The organism is Mesorhizobium sp. M0571, from assembly GCF_040320985.1.
Lineage (GTDB): Bacteria > Pseudomonadota > Alphaproteobacteria > Rhizobiales > Rhizobiaceae > Mesorhizobium.
Window position 1 is genome coordinate 1 of record NZ_JAMYQT010000064.1, and the last position, 26,426, is coordinate 26,426.

Consider the following 26,426-nt stretch of genomic DNA (forward strand, 5'->3'; position numbering starts at 1 on the left):
GCCGCGCATCGCCTGCAAGGCGTCAACGACCGGGCGCTGGTTCCATTCCGGGAGCAGGCTGAGTATCTGTTCCTCGACCTGCTGCAGGCGCCGTTCCGCATCCATGACGGCATCGACGTAATCCTGAAAAGCGATCTGCTGCGCGGGATGATCGAAGGCCAAGGTCGAAAGCCATCGCCGGTAAGCCTTTCGCCAGGCTGTCCCACGCTCATGCTTGCGCCCGTGACGCAGCAGAAATCCTTGAAGATGTTGGCGCGCTCGCGTCACCACCTGTCGCACGACGCTGCGTAGCCGGACCAGGTCGCGCATGGCTTCATGATCGGCGTCGGCACCCAGACGGGGGTCAACTCTCCGGCCCGATTCAGGCGGGCGAGCATCGTGGCGTCGCGACGGTTCGTCTTCACCCGATCGCCAGGCTTCCGCGGAATCAGCAACGGCGCCACCACGTCGCACCGATGGCCGAGGCGCGTGAGTTGGCGATGAACGCCATAGCCGCACGGGCCGGCCTCATGCAAAACGCCAGCTGCTTGCCGGACCGTCCGAGACGATCGCACAGCTTGCTCATGGCATTAGCGTCATTAGCAATCTCCCCGAGATAGTCCACCGAGCCGCAGCGTCCGCTCTCCGCCACCGCGACCGAGATCCGTTCCTTGTGAATATCCAAACCGACAAATCTGATATGGTCCATATGGCCCGTCTCCTATGCATGAGGCTCTGCGCCGGCCAGCCGGCTTAACCCTCGTACCGTTGCATATCGGATGACGGGCCGCCCTCAGGCCCAGCAATCATAGGGACTAGTGCGACGGTTTAGCCGACTGTCCGGAACAAAAGCAGGTTAGGTTGCCCGTTCCACGGTCCAGATTGCATCACGTTCAAGAACCTAAAATGCAGCGGGCTTGCTTCGGATGGATAAGGCCAGGAGCGCCTCCGAAAGTCGTTTCTTCGCCCGCTCGACCCCGTTCTCGTCGATTGCCTCAACATCCACGAATAAGTCGAGGCCAGTCGCGTGCTCGCTGATGACCTGAGGGCGCTGGGCGAGTTCACCCAGGAGGCCCTCGACTTCGTAGGGGACAACCTCCCGGCTGATCCCCTTCATGGCAATTGGTGCTAACGGACGCGCCCGGACAAGGTCGCGCACGAGCGCGTAAGTCTCATAGCTGAGGCAGATGCCGCCGGGCTCGGCAATCGACTGCAGACGGGCCGCCAAGTTCGCTTCGGCTCCGATGATCGTGTAGTCCATCCGATCATCGGAACCGAAGTTCCCAACATTGCAATAGCCCGTGTTGATGCCCATGCGAGCTCGGAAGGGCCGTTCAACTCCGCGGTCATGCCACACCCTGTTCAACTGCTCCAGCCGACGCTGCATGTCGACAGCCATGCGCAAGCAGGCTCTCGCGTCTTCCTCGATGCCTTGCGTCTCGGGGTCTCCGAAGAACACAAGAAGCGCGTCGCCGATGAACTTGTCGACTGTGCCGCCGTGTTTGAGCGCGATCGTCGACATCTCGGTGAAGTACTCGTTGAGGAGAAGCGTCAGGTCCTCGGGCTGGAGCCGTTCCACGATCGCGGTGAAATCCTTGACGTCGGAGAAAAAGATCGTGAGCTTCTTGCGCTCGGTCGCGATGGTGACGTCCTTCTGGCCGCTGAAGATGCTTTTGTAAATTTGAGGCGAAAGATATTTGGCGATCTTCAATGAAATCGCGGCCAGGAAGTCGTTTGCCTCGGAAAGCTCCTTGTTGATGCCCTGAATCAACGCGGACTGCCGACGCTGCAGGAGAATGAACGTCAGGCCCGCCGCCGCCGAGAAGCCGAAATATAGGAGCAGATACTTGAAGGTGAGGACGTTCGCAGCAATAGGCTGATTGACTGATATCTCCTGGATCCCTCGGACATCCCCTACCTTCCAGTCCGTCTTAGGGCTGTCCGGGTGTGAGTTATGGCAGGTCACGCAGACCTGTCCCATTACAACAGGGGCCGCCGCGCGGACCTGCCGGTCAAACAGTGAACCCGAGACTTCGATGATCGGCACCTTCGGGTTGGCGCGCAAAGCCAAGATTGCATTCCGCTCGAATACATCGAGCTGGTGGGGGGCGCGACCTTTGAAAGGCAGATCCGAGACGAACCGATATTTGACGGACCCGTCGTGAGCGCTGATGCGCTTGCCGAGTTCGATCGAGAGGGTTGCTGGAATAGGGATCGCACCTGGCACGTCCCGGTAATTGTGCGTCGCAGTCACGGCGCCGTCTGCTTGCAGCACGCGTCCCACCACGTCGCTGCCGTAGAATCCGCGCATTTCGTCGATGATCCGGCTGATTTCGCTGGCTTGCCTGCGCAGCATCCGTTCCGATAGGTCTCGGAGGTCGAGCCAGGCTGCGACGGGCAGACCGATAAGGCCGATGACCACTGCCGTCACCAGGAGCGGTCCCATGGTGCGCTGCTGACGCGCAATCTGTTCACCCAGTCCAGCCATTGTGCAAGCGCCCGGCCGTCACAGTATCTGACTATAGCTCATTCCCGGCACGGTACTAGAGTCAGTCTTGGCTCGATGAAAACACGTCAGCCCTGCAACGTCGGACCGACCTTGAGCGGTTGTTGCTAAGCCCCGACCCTTACAGCAGATTTCGCATTCTGGCACTAGACGGGCAGTGAATCAGTGAAGGGGATGTCGCAAAGCCGGTTGTGGCCCGGAATGCGCTCCGCGATAACCGCTCAGGGGTCAAAAATTCACCTCTGGCAAGGTTGAGACTTCTGCGGCCGGAGAGCGCGTCGGAAAAGAAAGTGTCCCGCCAAACGTATCCGCGTTTCGGCCGCACTATGGAATAGGACACCGCGGCGGGTGACGCGGTGCTGCGCGCTGCCGGCGGCATGACGCGCACGCTCGATAGCGCGCCGCTCGCCTGCGGTAAGCGCAACCAGAGCGACGACGAGGATTTCGCCAATCCGCATTTCATTGCCAGCGGCAAGGCTGCCACGGCCGCTTAGGCACCATGATGAACTCCGATCCCATCCCGGCTCGGCGCCCGCGCAAATGACGCTGTCGCGCATGCGACGCCTGAGTGAAGCACTTATTTTCAGCCGAACGCTCGTGGCAGGCAGTAACTATCCGGTGTGGATCGTGGCAGAGGCGCTTTCGCGAGTTAGACTGCTTGCATGGAGATCGACACCGACAAGATCGACGAAGCCGTTCTGGGCCTGCTTTGGCTGACGCTGCATGAAGAGAGGCGCGCCTGGAAGGGTTTGGATTGGAACGCTCTGGATCGCTTGCACGAGAAGGGGCTGATCGCGAATCCAGCAAACAAGGCGAAGTCAGTGGTTCTGACAGATGAAGGACTGCGGCGTGCGGAGGAGCAATTCCGAGCCCTGTTCACCCGCCCGGCGCCATCAGCCATGAGCGCTGGGAGGGCGCCGCGAGATGATGGCGCACATGGTTGAATTTCGATACCGGCGACGCGCTGACGGCAGGCGGGACGGGCAGTGCCCTCGCCGTGGCGGCCAAACTCGTCTTCGTCACGTAGGCCAACGGGGGCATCCTGTCTGTCAAGGCAGTGGCAGAGAACACCGCAGTCGCGACGCTAAATGTCAACGGCATTGGCGCGAGGTCCATCCGCAAGATGCTTTCTGCCGGCGAATCGGCGCTTCCCGGGCCGAGTTGCAGGCAAGCAGCGGGTCTGCGCCCGCTGCTGGTACATGGATGTTGAAGGGGCAGACTACCACAAGGAATGTGTCATCATGGCTGCGGATTTCCGAAGGCAGGTTTCTCAAGAACGAGCACATGACTACCAAGAGGGGATGTGTGAGTGCTCTTAACTTGGAATCCCTCGTCGGACAGCGTTTCGATGAATTCGCCATCCGTTCCAGGCGGAACGCGGGCAACAACGTTTGAGGTGCGCCTCACAATATTGGAAAGCACCCTTCGCGCCTTGCCTGGGCCGATGTTGCGCTGCATGTGCTGATAGACGGCCAGCAGCAGGACGATGTCGTATTTCGGTAGAAGGATATTGCCGAGGCGCCGGCTGCCAAGATTCAGGCGATCGAACCGGGCATGCACCGGGGAGCCGCTCAATAACATTTTTGCAGTCTGGATGTGCGGCTTGGCAATGTCGATCCCGTGGATCGAGCTGGGTTTCAGCTTGGATATCTCATAGGCGACAACACCCATATTGCAGCCAACATCGAGAATGGATTTTCCAGCGTAGTCGACCTTTGCGGAGAATAGCCCGTCCAGTCTGTCGTCCCACGTTCCGGCAAAACCCCTTTTGAATCTTGACCACCACAAATCATCAGCTCCTTTGGGAAGAGCCCCCGTGAGCGCCTCCTACCACGAGAGAATTAATGGTCGATACCCATTCAACTGGAATTGATCACATTGACGAACCAAGGCAGGGACGTGTGCGGCGGCGTCACAACCCCATCACCCTGAGTGCTGCCGGAACCGGATAGCGGTTGCCGTCATAGCGCAGCCGGTAGGTCCGCTTCACAGACTTGGCGGGATGGGACTGGCATTCGCCATCTTTGTCGGGGGAGGGATTGTCGGTATCCGTCCGCTCGACCGCAATGATGTCATGATAGCCGTGGTGGCGCGCCGGGCTCATCGCCAGGCTGACCTGGCTGGAATGAAACGATCCAGCGCAACTGGCATCGCCTTCGCCGCCATGGCCGGTCACCACGAGGCCGTCGAGCACCAAGCGCAGCGCATCGTTGGCGACGGCATAGAGCCGCAGGTCGGTTTCAGTGAAGGGAGTAGCCTGCGAATGGTTTGCCATTTCGATGCGCAGGCCGAAGGCGGTGACCTCAGGGGCCAGTGCATAGCGGCCGGTGTCGAATTCCACCTTACGCATCGCGATGGCATCATCGGTCATCAGTCCAGGCTGGAGCAGGCGCTGGCGCACCCGCAGGCTCTTTCTATCGACGACCAGTAGCTCGATCTCGCCGACATGCAGGTGGTCGCTGTTAGCGCTGTCGATCAGCGGTACCGCGACCAAAAGCAGGTCGTCATGAGCCGGCCAGATCTTGCAGGCCAGGCCGAATGGCGCATCGCTCTCCGGGAGCGTTGAGGCGATGCTCGTATGGGGTGCAAGCGTGAACGAGGCGCCGTCGGCGCTCTTTCGGGCCTTGGGATAGGCCTGCTGCACCAGGGCGGCGGCATCGCCGCAATCGCCGGCCGCTGCCCGGGCGGGCGACAGGCTGGCGAGGGCGGCGCCGAGCAACAGCACAGGCAACACTATTCGCATGGAATTCTCGCGTCGCAGGGCCGGGTTCGGTCAGGAGCGTTCTACGCCAGATTGGTGGCGGCGCACAGGGTGTAGGGAAGTGACGGCTAGCTCCACCCGCTGCGTCATGACCATAAGTATCCTGGAAAGTCGTAAAGTCCGAGCTCGCTTAGGGACGGTGATCATGAGAACGCCGCCCGAGGGGCCAATTTTGCCAACGCTGTTCGAGCTACCTGAAACAGATACTGACAATGTGATCTCGATTGCCTTGTCGCGCTCCGATTAGATAAAGAAGCGCTTGGACAAGAAACCTCTAGGAAACCGGACCTCGCCGATCCGTCGGGCGCAGCTTCTAGGGTGTACATTCCAAAATCAGCTCGGCATGACCTCCGTTTCTGACCCCCTGAGCCGGGCGCGTTCGCCGTCGCGCGGTATCCGAAGCAGAACCAATGCGGCGCCTGCTTCGGCTTACCAAAACCCAGCTTGTCTGTCCTTGAGACTTGGCAGCACGGCGCGTTCAATCGAAACCGTGCTACCTTCAATGTACAGCCAGTTGTCCAATCAGCCGGCGGGCTTGTAAACGCCGGCAGCCTTTTTGGCAACTGCGAGCACCGCCTTCATGTCGAGTTCTTCGAGGACAACGAGGTCGTTTACCGAGCCGCTTGCCCGCACCGCCAATGCTAGACCCATCCCAGCAGCCTGGTCCGGAACCTCAGCATTGATGACAATATCATAGGCGCCGCGAGTAAACATCATGCCGGACACCTTGCCGCCAACGCTTTCAAAAAGCGCCTTGATTGCAGCTTCCCGGTCTGAGCCCTGTATCAATCCCTTATAGGCATGGGGTGCATAGTTTGCCAGTATTGTCACTTTCATGGGTATTCCTCCCTATCTTGTACTAGTTTCGTTATTGATCGTTTCACCAACACGGAGCTATGGCGGACAGTTGGGTCAGCCGTAACCCTGCATCGGAACGGTCTTGCTCGTATCCAAAGCTGGCAGCCGGAAAGGTTCGACCTGCCCTGCGGTCTTGTCCAGATACTGCATCAAGGCAGTCACGAGGTGGTAGAAAATGCTCGCGGGCACCTCCGTCGCCAGTGACCTTCCGCGCTCGTCAATCCTGTCGATCCACAAGCCAAGCGGTGCGGGATCGATATGCCATTTGAAGAGGCGGGCGACACGAGCTTCGATCTCGGGTTTCAGATCAGGCCCGCCGATGCCGTCCAGGGCGACGGCCGCCTTGACGGCTTCGCATTGCGGCCAGCTGCGGGAGAGCCGGTCGAAGGGAATTCCCTGCCGCGACACGGCTGCATAAGCCAGGCCCGTGGCCCGGTTCAATCCGCTGGCGATCGCCGACGAATAGAGCTTCCTGGCGTAGGCTGCCAAGTCTTTCTGCCCGCTTGCCCGCGCGAAATCAACCAGCAGCGAGGCCCATTCGAAATGGTGCCCTGGTTCGGTCCACTGTCCCTCGTCTCCCGGCAACGGTAGCCAATCGACGTCGAAATGTTCCCCAAGTGTCCAGCTCTCCTGGTCGAAGAAATGGCACCGGAAGAGATCGACGACGCGTGCCGCCCGACGGAGATATGCACGGTCGCCGGTGACGCCATGCCAGGCAAGGAAGGATTCCAGCATGTGCATATGCGGGTTCGAGAACCGCACCCCCTGCCAGCCGGGGGTCTCGAGGAAGCCGTTCAGGCTGACGTCCTCGAGATGGGTGTCGATGAAATGGAACGTCTCTTGTGCCAGCTGCAGGGCATCCTGATGGCCGCATCGGTGAGCATGGGCAAGCGCCAGGAGCACGCAGGAATGGTCGTAGGCGTCCTCCGTCGGGTCAGCCACGCTGCCGTCGGAACTAAGGGTGCGCACCCAGCCACCGCGATCGGTGCGGCCGTGTTTGGCGATGAACTCGATGCCGTGGTCGATGAGCTTGTCGGCCGGTCCAACCCAGCCGCGTTCTTTGGCCACCGCGAAAGCGTAAATCTGGCGAGCCATCGTGCGCATGCGCTTGGGTTTGCCCAGCGGCCTTGCATCGAAACCGAGAGCCTCGTGGAAGCCGCCATACACATCGTCGACACCTGCAGTGGACCACAGCGGCAGGGTTTCGTTGAAGAGCCAGTGCTCGACGCGCTTGCGCCATGACCCGCTGATGATGACCCGGTCTTCCGACGCCGTGAACTTCGTCTCGAGTCGTCCGCTCTTCTCGAGTTGTTCGACGACTTTCTTGACATTCTGGCTGTGGCTGACAGGAGCGACGAAAACCGCGTCCGGTGTCGTCACCACCGCCACATTTTTCATTCCGATGACTGTCAGCAGTCTGCCCTGGCTCCGGAGATAGGAGTTGCCGCAATCCATGGCGACAACGTCGCCCATTACGACATTGCCGTCGCGGTCCGTCGGGCTGGCTTCCAGCAGCGATTGCCACGATCCAAGGTCGTTCCAGCGGAAGGAAGCCGTAACCATCGCAATACCGCGTGCATGCTCCATGACTGCGTAGTCGATCGACGTCGACGGGACAGCCGAATAGAAGCCCTGGGGCAGGTAGATGCCCGAGACGTCGGTCCGTGCAGTTTTATAGGCCTGTTCCGCGGTGTCCCAGATGTCCGGCCGGAAGTCGAGAAATGCCTTGCGCATCGTGTCGGCACGAAACAGGAAGATGCCGGCGTTCCAGTAGAATCTTCCCGAAGCCACATATTTGCGGGCCGTCTCGGCATTGGGTTTTTCGACAAAGTGCGAAACGGAAACGGGGGCCACTCCGTCGCCAGTTGCCGCAACCTCGATGTAACCGTACCCGGTTTCGGGATGCGTCGGCTTGATGCCGAATACGACAATGCTTCCTGAATCGGCGGCAGGCATGCCCGCCTCGACGGTTTCCCAGAATTGCGTTTCGGTCGATATCTGATGGTCGGAGGGGATCACGAGCACAAGCGCGTCCCCGCCATATTCGGAGATCGTGTGCAAGGTGGCTATGGCCACCGCAGCGGCGGTATTGCGGCCGACGGGCTCGAAAATCGGGCTGCCACCGTTCAGGCCGAGCGGACCGATATCCGAGATAACGCGGTCGGCATGCCGTTCGGAGGCTAGCAGGTAGATCGGCATCTCGCCGTCCGGCCGCGCCTTGAGGCGTCCGACAGTCTTCGCGAGCATGGAGCCGTCGCCCGAAAGGTCGTGGAATTGCTTGGGATTGTCTTCGCGCGAGAGCGGCCATAGCCGTGAGCCGACGCCTCCGCTCATGACAAAACTTATGATCCGGTCCGACATGGTCCAGTCCCTCTCAAAATGTCTGGTTGTAGGCTCCGACCTCTGGATTGCGGCGCCGCACGGCATCGAGAGCCCCGAACATCTCGCGACGTTGCTCCGGCGAGACTGCGCCTCCCACGACGACAACAATTTCCGGCTTGTTCAACAAGGCTCAGACCAGAGCCCACGTGCCGTCTGGGCAAGGACACGCCCCCATTCACGGTGACGAGATTGGCCAGCGCCTGGCCGGCGAACTCGATCCCGTCCTGCGTGAATTCCTCGGCAACTATCGCGACCACGCCGTATTACCTCTTCCGGGCAGTGGGGCGACATTGTCGGGGTGCTGAAGGTCAGCGGCAGATCGCGGCAAAGGTCCGCGAATGTCTTGCCCAAGCTGCGGTCGAGCATCTCGCGAACGGCTATCGCCGTGAGGAGCCCGTCGTCCTAGCCGCGCCCGATCGGCGGGTTGAAGAAGAAATGCCCCGACTTGTCGAAGCCAGCTATGGCATCGACGAGTTTGGCAACCCGCCTCTTGATGGCAGCTACGGAAGTAGTGACCAGTGATGGTGTCGGGAACTACACCTATTCGGCCGATCAAGGTGCGAAGCGCCATGCCGATCGCCTGCACGCCCACCAGGTTGAGTTCGGGCTTTTTCTCCCGGTCTGGATGGCCGAACCAGCAGCGCGCGTCGTATTCCCGAAAGCCAGTGGCTTTGATGAGGGCACTGTTTTCAAAGACGAATGTGTTCGGCCTGGCTTGGCCGACTATGTCCAGGGTCACGGTTTTGATCCGCTGTTGGGCGCAACAGTCCTAGCACGCTGCCGGGCGCAGGCCCCTTCAGGAGTTGGAGTAGTCCTAAAACGCTGGTTCGCGCCGCCTCATCCAATAGGAGTATGCCCGCCGATGGCCGAAAGGAGGTCTCGTGCAAGCATGGCCATTTGCATTCTCCAAGATGCGTTCTGCTCGGGCGCCAACGACGAGGATGGGTGCAAGATGTCGCTGACCGCATTCAGGTTTCCCTTCCCCGACAATGTCGAAGAAAGGTGTTTTGGACGCCTGGTTCAGCTTCTCAATTTCTAGTGGAAATCGAGAGCTATCCGCCGAACTCCGCCCGTCCGGAGAAAGGATGATGGACTGTGCCGCCTTCCGTCTTGGAGGCATGGGAACACGGCGAAACCCCGACCGCATGTACACGACCATCAATACCCTCACGCGGAACGGTCCACGGACGGCAGGTCTGTCTGGGACAGCAGATGTCATTCGTCGACAGGACGAGGGTTTTTCGGGCCGATATCGACGACTATGATCTCCGGCGACACGCCGAAGCGCACCGGCAGCCACGATACGCCCAAACCCCCCGATACGATCATGTGCCGCCCACCCTCGACGACATGCCCATAGGCGAAGCGCTGTCCGTAGGCTGAATTGCTGATGGGGGGGCCGATGAATGGCAAGCGCACCTGTCCGCCATGTGTATGGCCGCATAACGTCAGGCTGACACGGTCAGGGACAGTAATGAAGATGTCCGGTTCATGCGCAAGGAGCAATATCGGATTGCCGTCGTCGGGTATTGCGGCCAATGTTGCAGGCAGATCGTCGACGCCCTTGTACACGCCGCGAGAAAACTGCATGGCCCACTGGTCGCCAAGACCCGCGAGCCAGAATGCTGGGCCATCCTGCTGACGGATAAGCGTGGCGGTGTTCTCGAGGACCGGAATGCCATTGTCGACGAGGGCTGCGCGGACGCTATCGACACCGTGCCACCAGTCGTGGTTGCCGAGAATGGCGTGGCAGCCAAGTGGCGCGGTAAGTTTCGAAAGTGAATTGCCCCAAACAGTGTCGGGCACGATCCCGGTGGCATAGCGCGGCGACACGCCCATCACATAGTCGCCAAGGAGAAGGATGATGTCGGGCTGCAGGCTATTCGAAACACCGACGATCTCGTCGATCCTGGAAACCGGCATCCAAGGCTCGCAGGCGTGGATGTCAGCGACCACGACGATGCGCAGGGGCTTGGCAGTCGTCGGCCAGCGCGGCGGAAGGAGCTTGTAGTGAGTGACACGCAGTCGAAACCGAGGCTCAATCGCGAAGGCATAACTTGCCAGACCGAATGCCGCAAGGGACACGGCGCCAAAGAGCTTCAGGAATGACCGCCGCGACGTCAGCACTTGTATTTCCCAGCAGAACGAGGTCGGCTTTAGAGATCGCCACGAATTCAGCTTGCGGCAGCCTGAACCACATCAACCGCGTGAGAGGCCTCGCGGGTCAATAGTTTCCCAAATCGGCGTCACCTGCAAGCATAGGTCTTTATTGCGCAGGGGAGGGAGCTCGGGCTAGCACCCGTCAACTGCTCCGATTTGCCACTGATCTCGGGCGGATGGTGTAGTTCCATTCCGGATGAATGCGTCGCCTTAGATGGCGAGCGCCTCCATCTCGACATCGTTCACTTGTTCCCTGTTTTCGTCGGCCGCGGAATCGACCGCGCGCCCAACTTCAGGCCCGTTTGGTTGTCGTGACTGCGATCAGTTCGACCAGGGCCACACGATCGAGGAGGGCGCCGTCCGCGCCAGGTTTGCGTGATGCGGCAGAACAGGGGTGTTCGATGTTGCTCCACGTCAATGTGCTCGTCGGATGGTGATGCAATGTGGAGCGCGAGGCCTGTCTCGCGAGCATTGCAGTTCGACGTTCCACAACCGGCTTTGGTCATCCAGCTTCGAGCCGACCGCTTCCCGCCTTTGACGTATCGCATGCTTCGGCTGCGCTTCGACAAGATTGCGGCGCTCTCGAGCTGAAACCGGAGGGCGAACTTTCGTCGGCTGCAAACCGGCTTCTTACCGCTCTCGCAGTGTTTCCTGCTTGTATTGCATCATTGGCGAGAGAAAGTAGCTGTTGATGCTGCGCGTGCCAGTCTGGGATGTTCATTCGGACCCGAAGCTTGGTAACTCCAGTCTCCTCGGTTCGATCCGAATGGACAACCTGCAGAAAGCTCACAACTAGAGCCTGTTCCATCCCGATGGCATCGGGATGGAGCCCCATCTCTTTTGCTTGAGCAGATCTTCTCCGAAAACCGGGCTCCCGCCTTTTGCTATGCTGACTTCGGTTCGGGATCATGGCTTTGAGGTGCTGTTTATCCAGTCCTTGTTTGGCCACGGCAGCCCCGCGTTCCTTCAGGTCACATAGAATGAGGCTGCGCCGAGCGAAAGATGTGGGGAAAGGGTGGCGAACTGTATTTGAGATGCGCCGCCGGCCCCGTCACTGTCGAAAGAGAGCGCCCCGGTTTCACTGTTGTAGATGATATGATCGGAACTGTCATGCGCGGCTGCACCAACAAAGAAAGCTTTGGATGGAAGCCCTCCCGGCTGAAGCCCGGCAAAAACGGTATCGCTGAGATGGAACGTGTCCTGGGAGCGCTTGAAGTCGGTGATCTTATCGACATTGCCGGCTCCAAGAGCAGTATTGAACGAGAAGACATCGTGGCCTCCGTAACCGGTCAAGACGTCGGCGCCGAGCCCGCCGTTGATGACATTGTTGCCGGCATTGCCCTGGATGGTCTGGGCGAACTCGTTGCCGGTGAGGGTCATCGCCTTCGTGTCGGACGGGTTGTTGGTGGCGAGATGCTCGATCTCCGAGCCGGCTGAAAGCGCATAGCTCACCGAGGCGATCACACTGTCGTTGCCGCCGCCCACTGCCTCAACCACCTTCTCGTTGGCATTATCGACATAGTAAGTGTCGTTGCCGCCATAGCCGATCATCGTCTGGCCAGTGGTTCCATGCAATACATCGGCGCCGCTGGTGCCGTACAAGGTGCCATCGCTGGTGCTGCCGGAAGGAGTGATAGACCCAGTCTCGGTCCCGGTCGTATCAGCGGTTGGGGGAGTGACGTTCGCGCCCGTGACAGTGTCGCCGCTACCTGTCTTTTGATAGAGCTGCACCTCGTCGATCTGCATCTGCATCGACGATGGGGTCGAGCTGTCGAGAGCCGAATGCCATCCGGTCGCGTTCGAATTCGCGACCCCATTGTTCATCATCAATTCCATCGGTTCATCCGGGATCACGGCCTGTGCGCTGGTCACTTGCGCCATCTGCTTCCCGTCCAGATACCAGGTGATCGATTCACCCGGCACCCAGTTGATGCCGTACGTGTGGAAGCCCGCCGTGAGGTCGACGCCGCTGTCGACGACGCCACCGGTCGCCCCTGACGGCCCGTGGAGGTGCCAGGCGAAATTCTGGTCTGTGGGCCCCGAACCGGTAAATCCACCCTCCTGTATATCGATCTCGAAATTATCGCCGCTGCTGCCCGCGCCTTGGCCGGGCATCATCCAGAGGCCTGGCCATGCGCCGTCGCCACTCGGCGCCTGCATGCTGATCTGAAGGTAACCGCCGTTGAATTCGAAGTTGCCGTAGCTACTGACAGCGCCGGACGTGATCGGGAATGTTTGTGCCGTCCCCTGATTCATGCCGCTGATGGGCTGTTGGATCGCCGTGAGATCCAAGGCCCCGTTGCTCACGGACACTTGGCTCGGCATATCGTAGTCGGCATTATATGGGCCGCCCGGTGTACTTCCTCCCGACCCATTGGTATTCCATGGCCAGCCGTTGGCGGCATTGCTGGTGATGTAGGTATGCCAATTGCTGTCGAGCGCCGTACCGGAGAAGTTCTCCTCGTAGACCAGGTCGCTAGAGGTAAAGCCTGAAGGTGTGGAAAGTGCCATTCGTGATCCTCTTTGAGGTTGAAAACAGGGATTTCTACTGCCGCGCATCGCCGAGGCGCGCGACATGAGCATGCTCGCAGCTAGGCACCGCGAACGGATTTCAAAGTAGCGGAGATTTGGAAGTCCTCGCCCCAGACATATTGTCGAGCGAGCTTAACGTTGAGCCCGCCCTCGAAGGTGAGTTTTGTCAATGGGAATGCTCATCAGGTCCTCCTCCTTGAAACCATATACGGTGTCGCTGCCGACGCCCCACAAGGTGTTCAACGGTTCCAGCCGCTGCCGGATTGAACTGAGAGCAACTCTTCCGGCGGACGTAGCGCCGAGCCTGTCGTATAGTATAAGCACCGTAGACCATTAGCTCATTGCGGTTTTTTGTTTTAATTTCGACCCGCGTTGCTAAGTAAAACGCAGATACTTCCGTTTCCTAACCTATTCACACACGGCTTTGTACCTGTGTGAATTGATCATTCGAGGACGATGTACGTAACCCAACCTGCCATTTGCGGCGAGAATGAGGCTGGGCGATAACTTATTAACACCTTCTAATGTAGGTTGTGTGTCGAACGGCCGCACCGAAACAGCCTTCCGGACGCCCTACGAAAACCGTGTCCGTCGGCTGAAATGTCGCGCTGGTTTGGGCGCCGTGGCTCGAGCGCACCGCCCGTGTCCATGAGGTGATCGAGAGGGGCAGCCGGAATATCTGCCGTTGCTGCGTGGCGGACTAGCTGACGTGCCTGTGGCTGGAACTGCAAGCCCGGATGTTCGACCGTGCCGTTTGCGCGGATCGAAGGTGGAAGGCTGGTACCGTTATCGAGCGCAGCCCTACAGCACCGGACAGGCCGTTTGATCGCCACGCCAGCACGCCTGCATCAGGATCGAATTTTTCAAGATCTGAACAGCGCCAAGACCCAAGGGAAGAATGGTTGCTTAAGTGGCTCTTTGAAATGGCTGAAACGTCGCCCTCGGGCGCGAGGGCGCTTCGTAGCCGCGGGACGCTCCCGCGGATTGTCAAATTTGAACTGCGCAACCATGCGCCAAAGCTCCACCTTGCGGCCGTCTGCGAACCGCCTGGTCTGCTCTCTCGCCGCATCGTCGTCTGTACAGGCAAGGTTGACCCCGCCTATAAATTGGCCGCGTTCGTCCAACTGCGGCATGGCTTGTTCTCGATCAGGGTTGCCAAGCCGTCTCGGCGCCAGCTCGATTTGGATTGAGGCCTCCAGCAGCGCTGAGCCGTTGTCGCCAATCGCTCCACTTTTGTGTACTTCCAAAACAAAGGCGCTGCATAACGACATGCCCGAACATAGAATGTATATCTTCCGCTAGTTGCATGTCATTCACATTCGCCCAAACCACGTGTTGAACGATCTGCTTGAGCGCTCCTCCACTATATCCACAAAGACCCAACGTGACTGCGCCATGATCATTAGCGTATCGAACAGCGCGCAAAACGTTTTCCGAGTTCCCGCTGCCCGAAATGGCAATGACCAAGTCGCCGTCGTTCAGGATGTTCTTCAGCTGCTCGACGAATACATCCTCGAAAGAAACATCGTTCGCGTACGCAAATGTAAGGCCCACATTGTCGATCAGAGTCCGACCACGAAACGGGCGCTTCGTAGAGAGATAGATGCTCTTGTTCCAGTCCGTGATAAAGTGTAGCGCCGTAAGTGAGCTGCCACCATTTCCAAGAGTGATTATTTGCTTGCCGTCTTCCTGTGCCTGCGCGACCAAGGCTACTGCGTTATCAAAGCTTTGGTGATCTAATGAAGCCAGAACGGTCTCTAGCTTCTCGAAATATACTTGAGCGCTGCCGCTGAAGTCATTCATTGGGTGGCCTCCGATGTCGGTTGATAATGAACGATGCGACTCCCGACGAAGTCGAACTTCGCAGGGATATGCTTTAGCTCCCCAAGGGCTACTTTGATTGCGTCGTGGCGATCGAGAGGCGCGAAGAACATGAGAAAACCTCCTGCACCTGCTCCAAGTAACTTGCCGCCCGTGGCACCTGCTCGCAACGCAGTTCGGTACCAGCCATCGATTACATCGTTCGTGATTTCTTCAGAGAGGCTCTTTTTTAAGAGCCAGTTCTCATGGAGGATTTCGCCGAAGGCGTCGAGGTTGCATCGATGCAGTTCATCACGAAGGTGATAGGTGAGCTCGACCATTCGCCTGAGCGCTTTCCGCTTGTCCGGTGCTCTTGCGATCTCCTCTGACTGTCGGACGAGAATGTCTGAAGCACTACGCGTAATGCCGGTGTAAAACATGAGAACTTGTTTCTCAATTGAAGCGATAAAATCAGCTGGGCATATGAGCGGTGACACCGAGACGCTTTCATCAGGGTGAAACTCGATAAGATTCAACCCCCCGAAAGCGGCGGCGTATTGATCTTGCTTTCCAATGGGAGCGCCACAAAGTTCGATCTCAATGCGACAACTATCAGCGCCGAGCCTTGCCTTGGAGATATACTGGCCACGAAACGCATTTAGTGCATGCAGAAGGCCAACGGTAAAAGTGCTTGAGGATCCAAGTCCTGTTCCCTTCGAAGGAATATCGGCAATAGTTGTTATCTCAACTCCTCCAGGGATCCCAAGATATCCCATCGTCGCCCTTACAATCGGATGCTGGATGTGCTCAACACTGTCTACTTCTTCCGTTTTCGAATACGCGATTCGAGTGCCACTATCGAACTTGCGGTTCACATTCACGTAGACGTACTTGTCGATAGCAACGCTTAGGACGGCGCCACTTTCCTGCCGATAGAAGGCAGGAAGATCGCTACCACCTCCCACAAAGCTGACTCGAAACGGCGTCTGACTAATGATCATTGAACTGCCTCTGTCAGCTCAATCGCCCGCAATTGGACGCAATGTTTAGCATGCGCCCGCGATGCCAACACGATCGGTGTCTCGTCCTCTTGGCGCGAACTGTGAATACTCGCTGCAGTCCCCCAATCCATACCTCGCCGCAAGTATTCTCGAGCTACTCTGGACATCCGCACCTCCTCATCAATATCAACGAAAAATGTGTGTGCACGACCGCCCAAAACCACATCGGATAGCCAAAGAGCGACGGTTCCTTCCACGACCAGGATGGTTTTCGGAGAAACGGTTATGCTTTCCGATCTTGGATGCGATATGCGGCTGAGCTTTTCGTAAAAGGGCAGTTCGTGCGTCTCGCGAGAGCGAACGCCCACTAAGCGGCTTAGAACCTGCCTGATCTCGTCCACATTGGAGCGACCCATCACGGCTGGTTCGCGATCCGCGACGGACCGTATCCAGCGATCAAGAGCAACGATTTCCGTCTCAAAGCCGCGCCCGCGAAGGACCTCCGCGATAGCGCTGGAAAGAAAACTCTTTCCGCTCCGGGAGAGGCCCCCTACGAAACAAACATCACCTGGCTTCACATGCGAGATCAGATCAGATGCTGAATTTATCAAGGGTGGATGAACGGCGAGAATGAACTTAGCTGCCTCCAACAAGTCTGAGACGGTATAATCAGGCGTGACATGATACTTGCTATCCAACCCGCCCGCGCCCGTCTCGACTAGGATCGATCTGATGCCAGACCGCTTTGCGAGAGCGACATCCGTAGACGAATCGCCGATGACCCAGGATTGGCTGCGATCGATATTGAATGCCTCGACCGCCTCATTAATCAACCCAGTAGAAGGCTTGCGGCATTCACAGCGGATCTTCAGCTCTTCCACCTCACCAATAAAGCCGCGATCTGGATGGTGCGGGCAGAAATAGATGGCGTCAACAAAAGCTCCACGGCGGCCAAGCTCAGTCTCCATCTTGTTATGGATCATCCGCAAGTCTCGTGCAGAGCAATTGCCTCTGGCCAAAACGGGTTGGTTAGTGACGACAATTGTCCGGTATTCGGCTCGGTTGAAACAAGCGATCGCGGCCGCGGCTCCCTCAATCAGTTCGAAGCGTTCGGGACGATCGATGTGTCCATGGTCAACATTGATGCACCCGTCCCTGTCCAAAAATACTGCTTTCTGCGGAGAAGTGAGTGAGGCTCGAGCTACGCAGCCCGATTCAAAGTCGGCGCAAACCTTGTCAAGTCGCGCCGGGGTCCCAGCGTCTTTTATGTACTCAGGGCTGTTGTAGCTTCTAATTTTCATACCGGCCCGAAGCATTTCAGGAAAAAGGTCCTTGCCAAAGTCGAGCGGGGTTACTGTGGCGCGCCACCGGAATAAAGCTTGCCTTCTAATATAGTAAAGAGCCGCGCTGACTTTGTTGGGATAATAGCAACCGGGATCGTGTGGACATGGATAGAACGCGGTAACCATACCGTCTTCTGACGTTTCTATCAGATCGGAATCATGCGGGTGATCATTCGGATGGGTGAAAACTGTTGCGGCTGCTGCCTTGTTATTTTCATGGAAGCACTTAAAGCGGGTGAGATCGATGTCGAGCATCGTGTCGCCATAGATCGTCAGGAAGTCGTCTTCGAGCAGATCCAAAACGGACAGAACTGCTCCAGCAGTCCCGCGAGGCGCACCGTCATTTACGCAAAGAACGTCAATCCCCCAATTCTCGCGCTGATTGCAAAACTCCACGATTCGCTCGGCAGCGTGGTTCACCAGAATCAAGATCCTCTCGATACCGTGTCGCTTGGCGAGGACGATTTGATGCTCAAGAAGTGGCCTGCCACCAACCTTGACCAGCGACTTAGGCAAGTCATTTGTCCGGCTCCTGAGCCGCGTCCCTCGACCGCCCGCAAGTACAACCGCCTGCATCACAGGTGTCCTTCCTGTCGCACGATTTCTCCGACGGCTTTTCGAACAGCATCAGCCGAACCAAGCTGGGGCCGCCAACCGAGTGCACTGATTTTAGCTATGTCATAGGAAAATCGGGGAACATCACCCGTCCAACCGCGGTCTTCAACTCCATATTCGATCCCTGCGCCCGGTGCGACAGCCCCGACAGTCGTCTCCGCTATGAAGCTAACGGTTACCCCGTTGTCCCCGGGGCCGATATTGTAATAGCCAAGCCGCTCGGATGCGTTCGCACGCAAGTATACAATTGCATCAATCAGATCATTGACGTGAAGATACGCTTTCTGCTGTCGTCCCGATCCCAAAACATTCAGCTTGTTTGGCGTGATCCTTAGCTTTCTCACGAAATCTAGAATGACACCGTGTGTTGCTGGAACGCCGATCACGTTCGGAAAGCGAAAGAGCAAAGCCCGAGCTAGCCAGTTCTCGACGGCAGCGCTGATTAGCGCCTCCGATGCGAGCTTCATAGCACCGTAATTGGAAACGGGCAGCAGCGGCCCGACATCCTCTCTAATCGGAGCCTCCCCCAAATCGCCGTATACTGCTGAACTGGAAGCGAAAGCAAGGAACGGAACCCCCGCCTCCTTCATTGCGTTCAACACGTTGAACGTCGACAGAAAGGTATCGCGTAGATCAACAGAGGCATCGGCGATTCCCGCAGCAATGTCCGAATTGGCAGCCATGTGCCAAACTTCGGAAATCGGAATGCGACTGTGACAATCCATAAAACGGCTTCTCACTGCACCGGCGTCTGAGAGATCCACCTTCTCAAAGATGAACCTCTCATGCGTGAGGAGGCCACTTAGGTTTTGCCGAGAACCTCGTGACAGGTCATCAAAGCCGAAGACCGGATATCCACGATCAACAAAGAGCCTTGCGAGCTTGCTTCCTACGAAGCCCGCAGCTCCCGATACAAGAATAGCGTGCGGTTCACCCAACCGGATTTGCCTTTTCTTCGTGGGCGCAAGCTTTTGCGCCTTAAGTCTTTCGGATTGTGCAATGACAACTTCCATTTACAAGCCTTGACCGCTGGAGAGCCGGGAGTTCGACCGGGCTGGGCGTTAAGCCCTGCGCTCGTCGTTAAGGTCATGCGTCTCATGCGTCATCTCTGAATTCATCGCATGGTTTTCTCCGATCCGCGATCGTTCCTCAGGGGTAGCCCCATTTTGCTGATCCGCACTGAATTGCACCGCGCTCGCCTGTGCGGCGACGCCAACGGCGATCCCAAGAACGGTCAAGGCGCTCCGCACTTTGATCCCGCGAAGCGCGTGCGTGGCGTTCGCAGGCTCTCCAGAAGACGTGGGAGCAAGCTCATGGCGTTCAGAAGCGAATTTTTGCCTGATGCCACATCGTCGCCGAGGATCCGACCATCGTGCTGCGTGATCTGTCGGCCCGCGCGATCGGCGAATTCGGTGGCATGCGGAACCGGATGATGGTGTCACCGTCGCGATGAAGCCCCCGAACAGTGATAGGATCTCGTCGCTGGTACCACTGTCCAGTGAGCCGGTTGGCTCGTTGGCCTCGCGACCGGCCATGTCGGCAATCCAATTGAGTCGATCCGCCCCGCAGGAACTGATCCAAGTCCGTCGCCTTCGCGGAACCGATCGGCGCGGCGGACACCATCGCACAAGCTCACCGCCAACTTGCGAGGCGCTTCAGCTGAAGGCGTCGGGCGCGCGCCGCATCAATCTCATTTGCCTCCGCGTGAATAACCGCGCGCAGGCGGTGCGGGTCGACGAACCCGTGCCGATCGAACCGCTGCCATGATCGATCGCAGGTGATCGAATCGGTCACCCCTCGATGCTGTCGGTCATGCTCAGCTGGTAGACCTGAACGTCGGTCACCTCCAGTTCGAGCGTTGTCGGGGTCGAACTGTCGTAGGCCGTGTGCCAGTCAGACGCGCTGCTGTTGGCGATACTCAGATTAATGAGCAGGGTCATGGCACCGGTCGGCACGTTCGTAGTGACGGTTCGCTTGAGCCCACCATCGAAATAGAACTTGATTGACACGCCCGGTACGTACTCCATGCCCCAAACGTGGTAGTCGGCCGAAAGATCCACACCAGCATCGAAGAACCGCTGTTCGTTGGTGGCAGCCAACAAAGCGTTTGCCAGCACTCCGTTGCCTGACACGGAGCCGTTGAGGAACCCGCCCTCCTGCGTGTCGATCTCGGCCCCGCCCTCGAGATGCCAGAAGCCTGGCCATCCGCCAGTGCTGACGTCCGGCTGCTTCATGCGTATCTGGGCGTAGCCACCGGCAAACGTGAACTTGCCGTGCGTGCAGATGGCGCCCGACTTCCACGTGTACCCGGCGAACCGGTTGCTTCTCGTCGCAACGATCTTCAAGCCTGATGGGCCAGTGCTGATCTGAGCCGGGTCGAAGTACTCGGCGTTGAATCCGCCAGCGTTCATCGCGGAGTACGGCGACGGCACGCTCTGCTGCCAGATACCGTTCTGGTCCGCGATCGCCGCTATCCACTTCGTGGAGTCGAGCGAGTGCCCGGTGAAGGTGTCCTCGAATATCAGCTGACTGGTAGTGTACCCAGCCGGCGGTAGCAGCGACGATCCACCACCTCCACCACTCGTGCAGCACGTGACGATCATGAGCGCTGTGAAACAAATGTACTTCGATACACTTTTCATATTGCCCTCCTCGTAACGAGGGGCTTGACCAAGATGCGATTGCAATGGTCGCCGCCGCTTACCGATGGCACAGCCAATCTTATAGTGAAACGACGAGGACTGGTTACCCCGACTCTATTGCGGCGCGGCAGGTGGGCCTCGATGCGACAATGGGGCACCAGGTTTGAGGTCTCAGTCGGTTTAAGGCTGCTGCCTGACCCTCTTTGTCCTCGCCGCGCATTACAATCTTCAGCGCATCATACGGCCGCAGCCACGCCTTCGCCTGATCCCATGTGGCACGCACATCCAAACCTCGTGCTCCTCATTCGTGGTGTGATCACCGCATGATCCTGGGATGGATCGGTTCGTTCGGCGCTGTCGTGAGGAAGCCATAAACGTAGTGCGGTCCGGCAAGGGTTTGGACTTCGTCCGTCGGTCGCCGTTGAATGTCGTCCACATGCCTCAGGGCGAACCAGACCACGCTTTTTTGGGTCACCGGGCTGGGCTCGGGAGCGTACTCAGCGAAGCTGTTCGCCGGGACCAACAATGGTTTTCCGAGCTGAGCCACGCCAGCCGGTGATGTGAAGTGCTCCTGATGTTCGTAATTGGAAACCTCCGGCTCGTGGCGGTGGCGGCATTATCCAGCCAGGTGGTCTTGGGGCGGTGTGTCGATGCCGATCCTCGGGAGGTACCTCTTTATTCCCGCGATCAGGTTCTTGATCGAGTGATAAAGTCTGCATAGCCGAACGAAGATCGTTGCGCTGCGGCCCTCCGGGCGGGGCGCCTCGACAGTCACTGTGAACAAATCCTGCATCGGTGTCATTGGATGGTTCCTGAATGCTCAAAGTTTTCCTAAGAGATTCGGCTATCAGGCTATACGTGCTGACCGCCAAGCTCGGCCTGCAGCGTCTTCCGCTTTTCCACCGCGCCTATCTTGCGCTTTATCCCCTCTACAAAGGGTATTTTGAAGCAGGCCCAATCGATCAGCTGAGGGAATTCGTGCCACACGGATCACTGGTCATCGACGTCGGCGCCAATGTCGGCTTCTTCTCGCTCCGCTTTGCTGAATGGGTAGGCGATGGCGGAAAGGTGATCGCCCTCGAGCCGGAGGATCAGAATTACAGCGGCCTGATTTGCGCGCTCGAGCGCGCGGGTCTCCTTGGCCGCGTCGAGGCGCTGAGGGTGGTCGCCGCCGCCGAGCCCGGCACGACCTTTCTCGAAATCAATCCGCTTTACCCCGCCGACCACAAGCTTTCCCGGAACGGCACCGGCGTGCCGGTCACCGCCGTGACGCTCGACGGACTGCTCGCGGAAAAGGGACCCCGGCGCCCGGCGCTCGTGAAAATCGATGTGCAAGGCGCCGAACTGCTGACGCTTCAGGGCATGATCGAGATCCTGAGGTTCGCCCGGCCGGCCCTGTTTGTCGAACTTTCCGACCAAGGATTGAACAAGTTCGGGGCGTCGGTTTTGGCAGTCCTGCGCCTCTTGTCGGATAACGGATACGAGGCATACTGGCTGACCCGGACCGGGCACCAAAAGGCAAGCCAATCCGAGATTGAGGCCAGAACAACCGGCACCAAATCTGCCGATGTGCTGTTTCTTCCTGACAGGCCCGCGAACCAGCGCTTCGCACAGCGACTTGAACTGAACGCCGTTCGTTAGCCTGTTTCGGAAAACCGGCTTCCCCGCTGCCAAGCTTCGCGTACTTCTGAGCGACGGAGGAATCGCGCATCAGGTCGTCCGAGAATTTCATCGCGACTTCCATGGCGGCCTTGGCAGCGCCTCGGTATGGGAGCGCGGGATTTCGGATTTCCCGGTCGCACTTGCTCGCTCAGGACGTTCGCCGTGAATCCAGGGTGAGCCTTTCTCAAAATCTGAACAGCGGCAAGACGCGCAGCCGCACTCAAGGGAAGTATTATCGCTTAAGCGGCTTCTTGAAATGGCTGAAACGTAGCCCTAGCAGGCTGTTGAAGAAGTCGCTCGCGGTCGCCGTGTGATCGTGATTCATTGGCTCCGAAGGGATTCGGAGAGCGATGCATGCGTGGCGGCGACGATCGATGGCGAACTGTTCAGATCCTATGAGGAGGGTGGCTAGCGACCTGCGCTGTGGCAAGGTGAGGTCGCGTAATCAACACCTTACCCTGGAGGCAAGCATGCCCGTAGCAGCTCACCAACCCAAAGCGCCGACCGCTATCCGCACCGATCTTGGCGCAATTTTCGTCTCGTTGGAATTGAGTCGCTCGAAATGGTTGATCACCTCGCTGTCGCCGGGTGGCGGCGAGAAGATGTCGAAACATTCGGTGGCGGCCGGCGATGTCGCCGGCATGCTGGCGCGATTTGCCGAGCTCAACAGGAAGGCGCAAGCGCGGACCGGGCGGCACTTTCCGATCATCGTGATCCAGGAGGCCGGGCTCGACGGCTTCTGGATCCACCGCGTGCTACAGGCCGAGGGGATCGAAAGCCACGTCGTCGATCCGGCGTCGATTGCGACCGCGCGCCGGCGGCGCCGGGCAAAGACCGACAAGATCGACGGCGAGGCGCTGGTTCGGGCATTGCTGGCCTATAAGCGGGGTGAACCGCGGGTGTGCGCGATGCTACGGGTGCCGATGCCCGAGGAAGAGGACCGCCGCCGCATCTCGCGTGAGCGCAAGGCATTGACGAACGAGCGCGTGCGCCACGTCAACCGCATCAAGGGCCTGCTGTTCAGCCAGGGCGTATCCGGCTACGAGCCGTTGCGCCGCGATCGGCGCAAGCAACTGGCGGCGCTTCAGACCGGCGACGGCCGGCCCTTGCCCGCACATTTGAAGGCGCAGATCGGCCGGGAACTCGATCGACTGGAACTGCTACTGGAACAGATCAAGGCGGTCGAGGCCGAACGCGATGCCATGCTCGCTGCTGCGCAGGCCGTCTCGCCAGCACCGGCGATGCTGCTCAACCTGAAAGGCATCGGGCCGGAGTTCGCCATTGTCCTCTGGTCGGAGGGGCTGTCGCGTCATTTTGACAACCGACGTCAGGTTGCCGCCTATGCCGGCCTGGCGGCGACGCCCTGGAAGAGTGGGGCGATAGATCACGAGCAGGGAGTGTCGAAATCTGGCAATCCGACTCTGCGAACGACGCTGGTCCAGATGGCCTGGCTATGGGTGCGCCATCAACCGCAGTCAGCGCTCACCTTATGATTCAAGGAGCGGGTGAAGCAGAACAACGGCCGGCTGAAGAAGACAATGATCGTGGCGCTGGCCCGCAAGCTGCTCGTGGCGCTGTGGAAATACATTAACGCCGGCGTTGTCATCGAGGGAAGCGATCATGACGGTCGCCTGATGCGCTACACCCATCGAATTCTGCCATCTTCCAGGATCTGATCAGTCCTGGCGGATCCGAGGTGGACGAACCGGCACGTAGCGTGGCTTCAATCGCCGTTGTCTCAGAATGGTCTCGTCTTCCTGAGCCCCTGTCCGCCGCAAGCGGGATGTTGATGCCGCTGTTTCGAACAGCGACCGTATATAAGTTGGATCTGGCTCGGGAAACGAGCCGCGTCATGCAATCGGGCTCAGACCATGGATACGCAAAACCAACGGACCTAAAAAAGCGGAGCCCTAAAGGCCTTGACACTCCTCATATAAGCTACGTGGACCTTGAGGCACGGGTGCGGCGCGATCATCCGCTGCGCCGTATTCGGGCGATTGTGAACGAGGCACTTTCGGCGCTGGGGCGGGAGTTCGCGGCGCTGTACTGGCCGCTCGGGCGGCCGTCGATCCCACCGGAGAAGCTGCTCAGGGCGATGCTGTTGCAGGCGTTCTATTCGATCCGCTCGGAACGGCTTTTGATGGAACGGCTGGAATACGACCTTCTGTTCCGCTGGTTTGTCGGAATCGGCGTGGACGATGCGGCCTGGGACCATTCGGTTTTCTTGAAGAACCGCGATCGGCTGCTGGAGGGCGACATCGCGGCGAAGTTCCTGCGACCGTGCTGGCGCAACCCAAGGTGAAGAAGCTTCTGTCTACGGATCACTTCTCGGTCGACGGGACGCTGATCGAGGCCTGGGCGTCGATGAAGAGCGTCAAGCCGAAGGGCGGCTCGGGCGAAGATAGCTCAGGCGAGCCGCCGGCTCAGGACGGCGGGCGTAACACGGAAGCGGACTTCCACGGCCAGAAACGGTCGAACGAGACGCATACCTCGACCACCGATCCCGACGCCAGGCTCTACCGCAAAGGGCGGGGCAAAGAGGCCAAGCTGTGCTTCATGGGGCATGGGCTGATGGAGAACCGCCACGGCCTGCTGGTCGAAGCCTGCCTGATGTTGGCCGACGGGCATGCCGAACGGGTGGCCGCACTGCACATTGTCGATGCCGGCTCAATACTCCCCAGAAGTGCCGTTTGAATCTTCCCCAGTATAGCGCTGCCGCTGGTCTTCCGGAGCGCGCTCCGGGAGACCGGCGGCGCGCCAGACATGCTTCTGCGGCGCATTGCGATCCCGGATGAGCGCCGTCAGTCGCTGGCGATCGGTTGGCGAAACGGTGAACGATATTCCTGCGCGCATGCAACAGACTCGCATGCGCACTCGTGAAAAGGAATCCCACCCCACTCTTATGTCACGCCCTGTCCGACGCCGATGCACATCGTGGCGAGCGCGAGCCAGCCGTGCATTTGCTAAGCCTCCAGCGCGGCCCTCCCGGCGATCCGCGCGCCGGACATGCCGAGCGCGATCGCCCCCGCCGTTCGGGTTCGCGTGGTCGGCGTCCTCGGCGATTACGGCGGCTGATGATCCTCGAACCAGAATGATGACTGGCGTCGCGAGATAGTTCCCACCGACGGCAAGGGAAAATGCGATGTCATGACGATACGTCCATTGTCCGAGCAAGCCTCCAGGAATGCCCACCGCGTCCGACGTGCCTGGTCAGGGTCCGTGTCGTACCGAAAGCTCCAGTCGGGGTATATGCATTGCATCGGCCAATGCATGAGATCGCCGGAAAACACTGCCCCTACGCCTCGAGATCTCAGGCCGATGGCTACGTGCCCCGGGGTGTGGCCCGGCGTCGGCTCCAGCCACACTTCGCCATCGAGTTCATAATCCATATCGACAAGCACAGCCCGACCAGCCTCGACGATTGGCAGCACATTGTCCTCATAGGTCCGTTCGTCGGCATCGCCGGAGGCGGCCTGTGCGGCCTCGAACTCGCGCCGCGCCATGATGTAGCGGGCGTTCGGGAATGTCGGTATCCAACGCCCGTCCACCAATCGTGTGTTCCAGCCGCAATGGTCGATATGAAGATGGGTGCACAGCACATAGTCGATCTGCTCGGGAGCAACACCTGCATTCGCCAGGCGCGCCAAAAAGGTGCCGTCATTGCGGCGATGCCAATGCGGGAAGTATGCGCACGTCTTGTCGTTGCCGACGCAACTGTCGACCAGAATGGTGTGGTGGCCGGTACGAACCAGAAAACTCTGGATGGGAAGAATAAGCCGGCCGGTTGCCGGCGATATCAATCGGGGCGTGAGCCAATGAAGATGCGGTTCGAGTGCTTCGTCGGTGCAGTCGGGGAACCATTCCGACGGCGTCCCCAGAGGGTCGCACATCTCCAGAATTCTGGTTACCCAGATATTCCCGATTCTCCAATCGTCCATTGATGCGATCCTTCTTCGATCGAGGACGGATCGCTAGAGATAACATTTGCGGCAAGATGGCGTCAGACATTTCTTCCGATAGGAAGACGGAGGCGCTCGCGATGTGGCCGCGCTTACGATCGGGTACCAATCGTTAGATCTTAACCACTCTCATGATTGCTGACAATGGCCTTTGACATAAGCTGCAGCCCGCCGATCCGATCGGCGGTCGAGGCACTTGTACGGCGGATATGAGGTGCAAGAGGCG

18 protein-coding genes and 4 pseudogenes are annotated in these 26,426 nt (G+C 58.9%); 7 read left to right on the forward strand and 15 right to left on the reverse strand.

All coding sequences use genetic code 11. The annotated features are described in order from the left end of the window. The coding region (locus NKI85_RS33780) for a hypothetical protein (protein WP_352780227.1) at positions 1-291 on the forward strand (291 nt) is incomplete at its 5' end. Between the two features lie 136 nt (positions 292-427). Here NKI85_RS33780 and NKI85_RS33785 read toward each other — a convergent pair. Beyond that, the gene (locus tag NKI85_RS33785) at positions 428-688 is read right to left on the reverse strand and encodes a hypothetical protein (protein WP_352780228.1); all 261 of its coding nucleotides are present in this window, start codon (positions 686-688) and stop codon (positions 428-430) included. Positions 689-880: 192 nt separating this feature from the next. Then, on the reverse strand, positions 881-2,467 hold the full coding sequence (locus NKI85_RS33790; RefSeq protein WP_352780230.1) for an adenylate/guanylate cyclase domain-containing protein: 1,587 nt from the start codon (positions 2,465-2,467) through the stop codon (positions 881-883). A 323-nt stretch (positions 2,468-2,790) separates the two neighbouring features. On the opposite strand from NKI85_RS33790, the pseudogene NKI85_RS33795 reads away from it, so the two are divergent. After that, positions 2,791-2,979 (forward strand): annotated as a pseudogene (locus NKI85_RS33795) (3'(2'),5'-bisphosphate nucleotidase CysQ); the annotation flags it as partial. Between the two features lie 168 nt (positions 2,980-3,147). Next, positions 3,148-3,429, forward strand: coding sequence for a DUF6429 family protein (locus tag NKI85_RS33800; protein ID WP_352780231.1), 282 nt, complete (start codon positions 3,148-3,150; stop codon positions 3,427-3,429). A gap of 295 nt (positions 3,430-3,724) precedes the next feature. Here the strand turns inward: NKI85_RS33800 and NKI85_RS33805 are convergent, their stop codons facing one another. From NKI85_RS33805 to NKI85_RS33825, 5 genes and pseudogenes are all read right to left on the reverse strand, one after another. Then, positions 3,725-4,273 carry a class I SAM-dependent methyltransferase gene (locus NKI85_RS33805; RefSeq protein WP_352780232.1) on the reverse strand — a complete coding sequence of 183 codons (549 nt, stop codon included), beginning with the start codon at positions 4,271-4,273 and terminating at the stop codon, positions 3,725-3,727. A 124-nt stretch (positions 4,274-4,397) separates the two neighbouring features. Next, positions 4,398-5,228 (reverse strand): PA3715 family protein, encoded by an 831-nt coding sequence (locus NKI85_RS33810; RefSeq protein ID WP_352780233.1) that lies wholly within the window; start codon positions 5,226-5,228, stop codon positions 4,398-4,400. A gap of 540 nt (positions 5,229-5,768) precedes the next feature. Next, entirely contained in the window at positions 5,769-6,083 is a 315-nt protein-coding gene (locus NKI85_RS33815; RefSeq protein ID WP_352531668.1) for a GYD domain-containing protein, read from the reverse strand. Between the two features lie 75 nt (positions 6,084-6,158). Beyond that, complete coding sequence (locus NKI85_RS33820; RefSeq protein WP_352780234.1) at positions 6,159-8,465, reverse strand: AGE family epimerase/isomerase; 2,307 nt, start codon at positions 8,463-8,465, stop codon at positions 6,159-6,161. A gap of 13 nt (positions 8,466-8,478) precedes the next feature. After that, positions 8,479-8,996: pseudogene (locus NKI85_RS33825) on the reverse strand (phosphomannomutase/phosphoglucomutase); the annotation flags it as partial. On the opposite strand from NKI85_RS33825, the gene NKI85_RS33830 reads away from it, so the two are divergent. Continuing rightward, positions 8,947-9,525 (forward strand): hypothetical protein, encoded by a 579-nt coding sequence (locus tag NKI85_RS33830; RefSeq protein ID WP_352780235.1) that lies wholly within the window; start codon positions 8,947-8,949, stop codon positions 9,523-9,525. The pseudogene NKI85_RS33825 and the gene NKI85_RS33830 sit on opposite strands and share 50 nt — an antisense overlap. Before the next feature lie 176 nt (positions 9,526-9,701). Here NKI85_RS33830 and NKI85_RS33835 read toward each other — a convergent pair whose 3' ends face one another. The 7 genes from NKI85_RS33835 to NKI85_RS33865 form a co-directional block, all read right to left on the reverse strand. Beyond that, positions 9,702-10,610, reverse strand: a complete 909-nt coding sequence (locus NKI85_RS33835) for a metallophosphoesterase (protein WP_352531688.1) — start codon at positions 10,608-10,610, stop codon at positions 9,702-9,704. A gap of 1,002 nt (positions 10,611-11,612) precedes the next feature. Further along, the gene (locus tag NKI85_RS33840) at positions 11,613-13,157 is read right to left on the reverse strand and encodes a family 16 glycosylhydrolase (protein ID WP_352531674.1); all 1,545 of its coding nucleotides are present in this window, start codon (positions 13,155-13,157) and stop codon (positions 11,613-11,615) included. Positions 13,158-14,324: 1,167 nt separating this feature from the next. Next, on the reverse strand, positions 14,325-14,981 hold the full coding sequence (locus NKI85_RS33845; RefSeq protein WP_352531676.1) for an SIS domain-containing protein: 657 nt from the start codon (positions 14,979-14,981) through the stop codon (positions 14,325-14,327). Then, positions 14,978-15,979 carry a GHMP family kinase ATP-binding protein gene (locus NKI85_RS33850; RefSeq protein WP_352531678.1) on the reverse strand — a complete coding sequence of 334 codons (1,002 nt, stop codon included), beginning with the start codon at positions 15,977-15,979 and terminating at the stop codon, positions 14,978-14,980. The genes NKI85_RS33845 and NKI85_RS33850 overlap by 4 nt, the downstream gene beginning before the upstream one ends. Further along, a complete protein-coding gene (locus NKI85_RS33855; RefSeq protein WP_352531690.1) occupies positions 15,976-17,898 on the reverse strand; it encodes an HAD-IIIA family hydrolase in 1,923 nt (640 codons plus the stop codon). Before NKI85_RS33855 ends, NKI85_RS33850 begins: the two co-directional genes overlap by 4 nt. Further along, positions 17,898-18,950 carry an NAD-dependent epimerase/dehydratase family protein gene (locus tag NKI85_RS33860; RefSeq protein WP_352780236.1) on the reverse strand — a complete coding sequence of 351 codons (1,053 nt, stop codon included), beginning with the start codon at positions 18,948-18,950 and terminating at the stop codon, positions 17,898-17,900. The genes NKI85_RS33855 and NKI85_RS33860 overlap by 1 nt, the downstream gene beginning before the upstream one ends. A 777-nt stretch (positions 18,951-19,727) precedes the next feature. Continuing rightward, the gene (locus tag NKI85_RS33865; protein WP_352531684.1) at positions 19,728-20,579 is read right to left on the reverse strand and encodes a glycoside hydrolase family 16 protein; all 852 of its coding nucleotides are present in this window, start codon (positions 20,577-20,579) and stop codon (positions 19,728-19,730) included. 816 nt (positions 20,580-21,395) lie between these two features. Here NKI85_RS33865 and NKI85_RS33870 point away from each other — a divergent pair. The 3 genes and pseudogenes from NKI85_RS33870 to NKI85_RS33880 form a co-directional block, all read left to right on the forward strand. Continuing rightward, positions 21,396-22,220, forward strand: a complete 825-nt coding sequence (locus NKI85_RS33870) for an FkbM family methyltransferase (RefSeq protein WP_352531686.1) — start codon at positions 21,396-21,398, stop codon at positions 22,218-22,220. 491 nt (positions 22,221-22,711) lie between these two features. Further along, positions 22,712-23,917 (forward strand): annotated as a pseudogene (locus NKI85_RS33875) (IS110 family RNA-guided transposase). 257 nt (positions 23,918-24,174) lie between these two features. Further along, a pseudogene (locus NKI85_RS33880) lies at positions 24,175-24,902 on the forward strand (IS5 family transposase); the annotation flags it as partial. Positions 24,903-25,303: 401 nt separating this feature from the next. Here the strand turns inward: NKI85_RS33880 and NKI85_RS33885 are convergent. Next, a complete protein-coding gene (locus NKI85_RS33885; protein ID WP_352532727.1) occupies positions 25,304-26,179 on the reverse strand; it encodes an MBL fold metallo-hydrolase in 876 nt (291 codons plus the stop codon). Between the last annotated feature and the right edge of the window lie 247 nt (positions 26,180-26,426).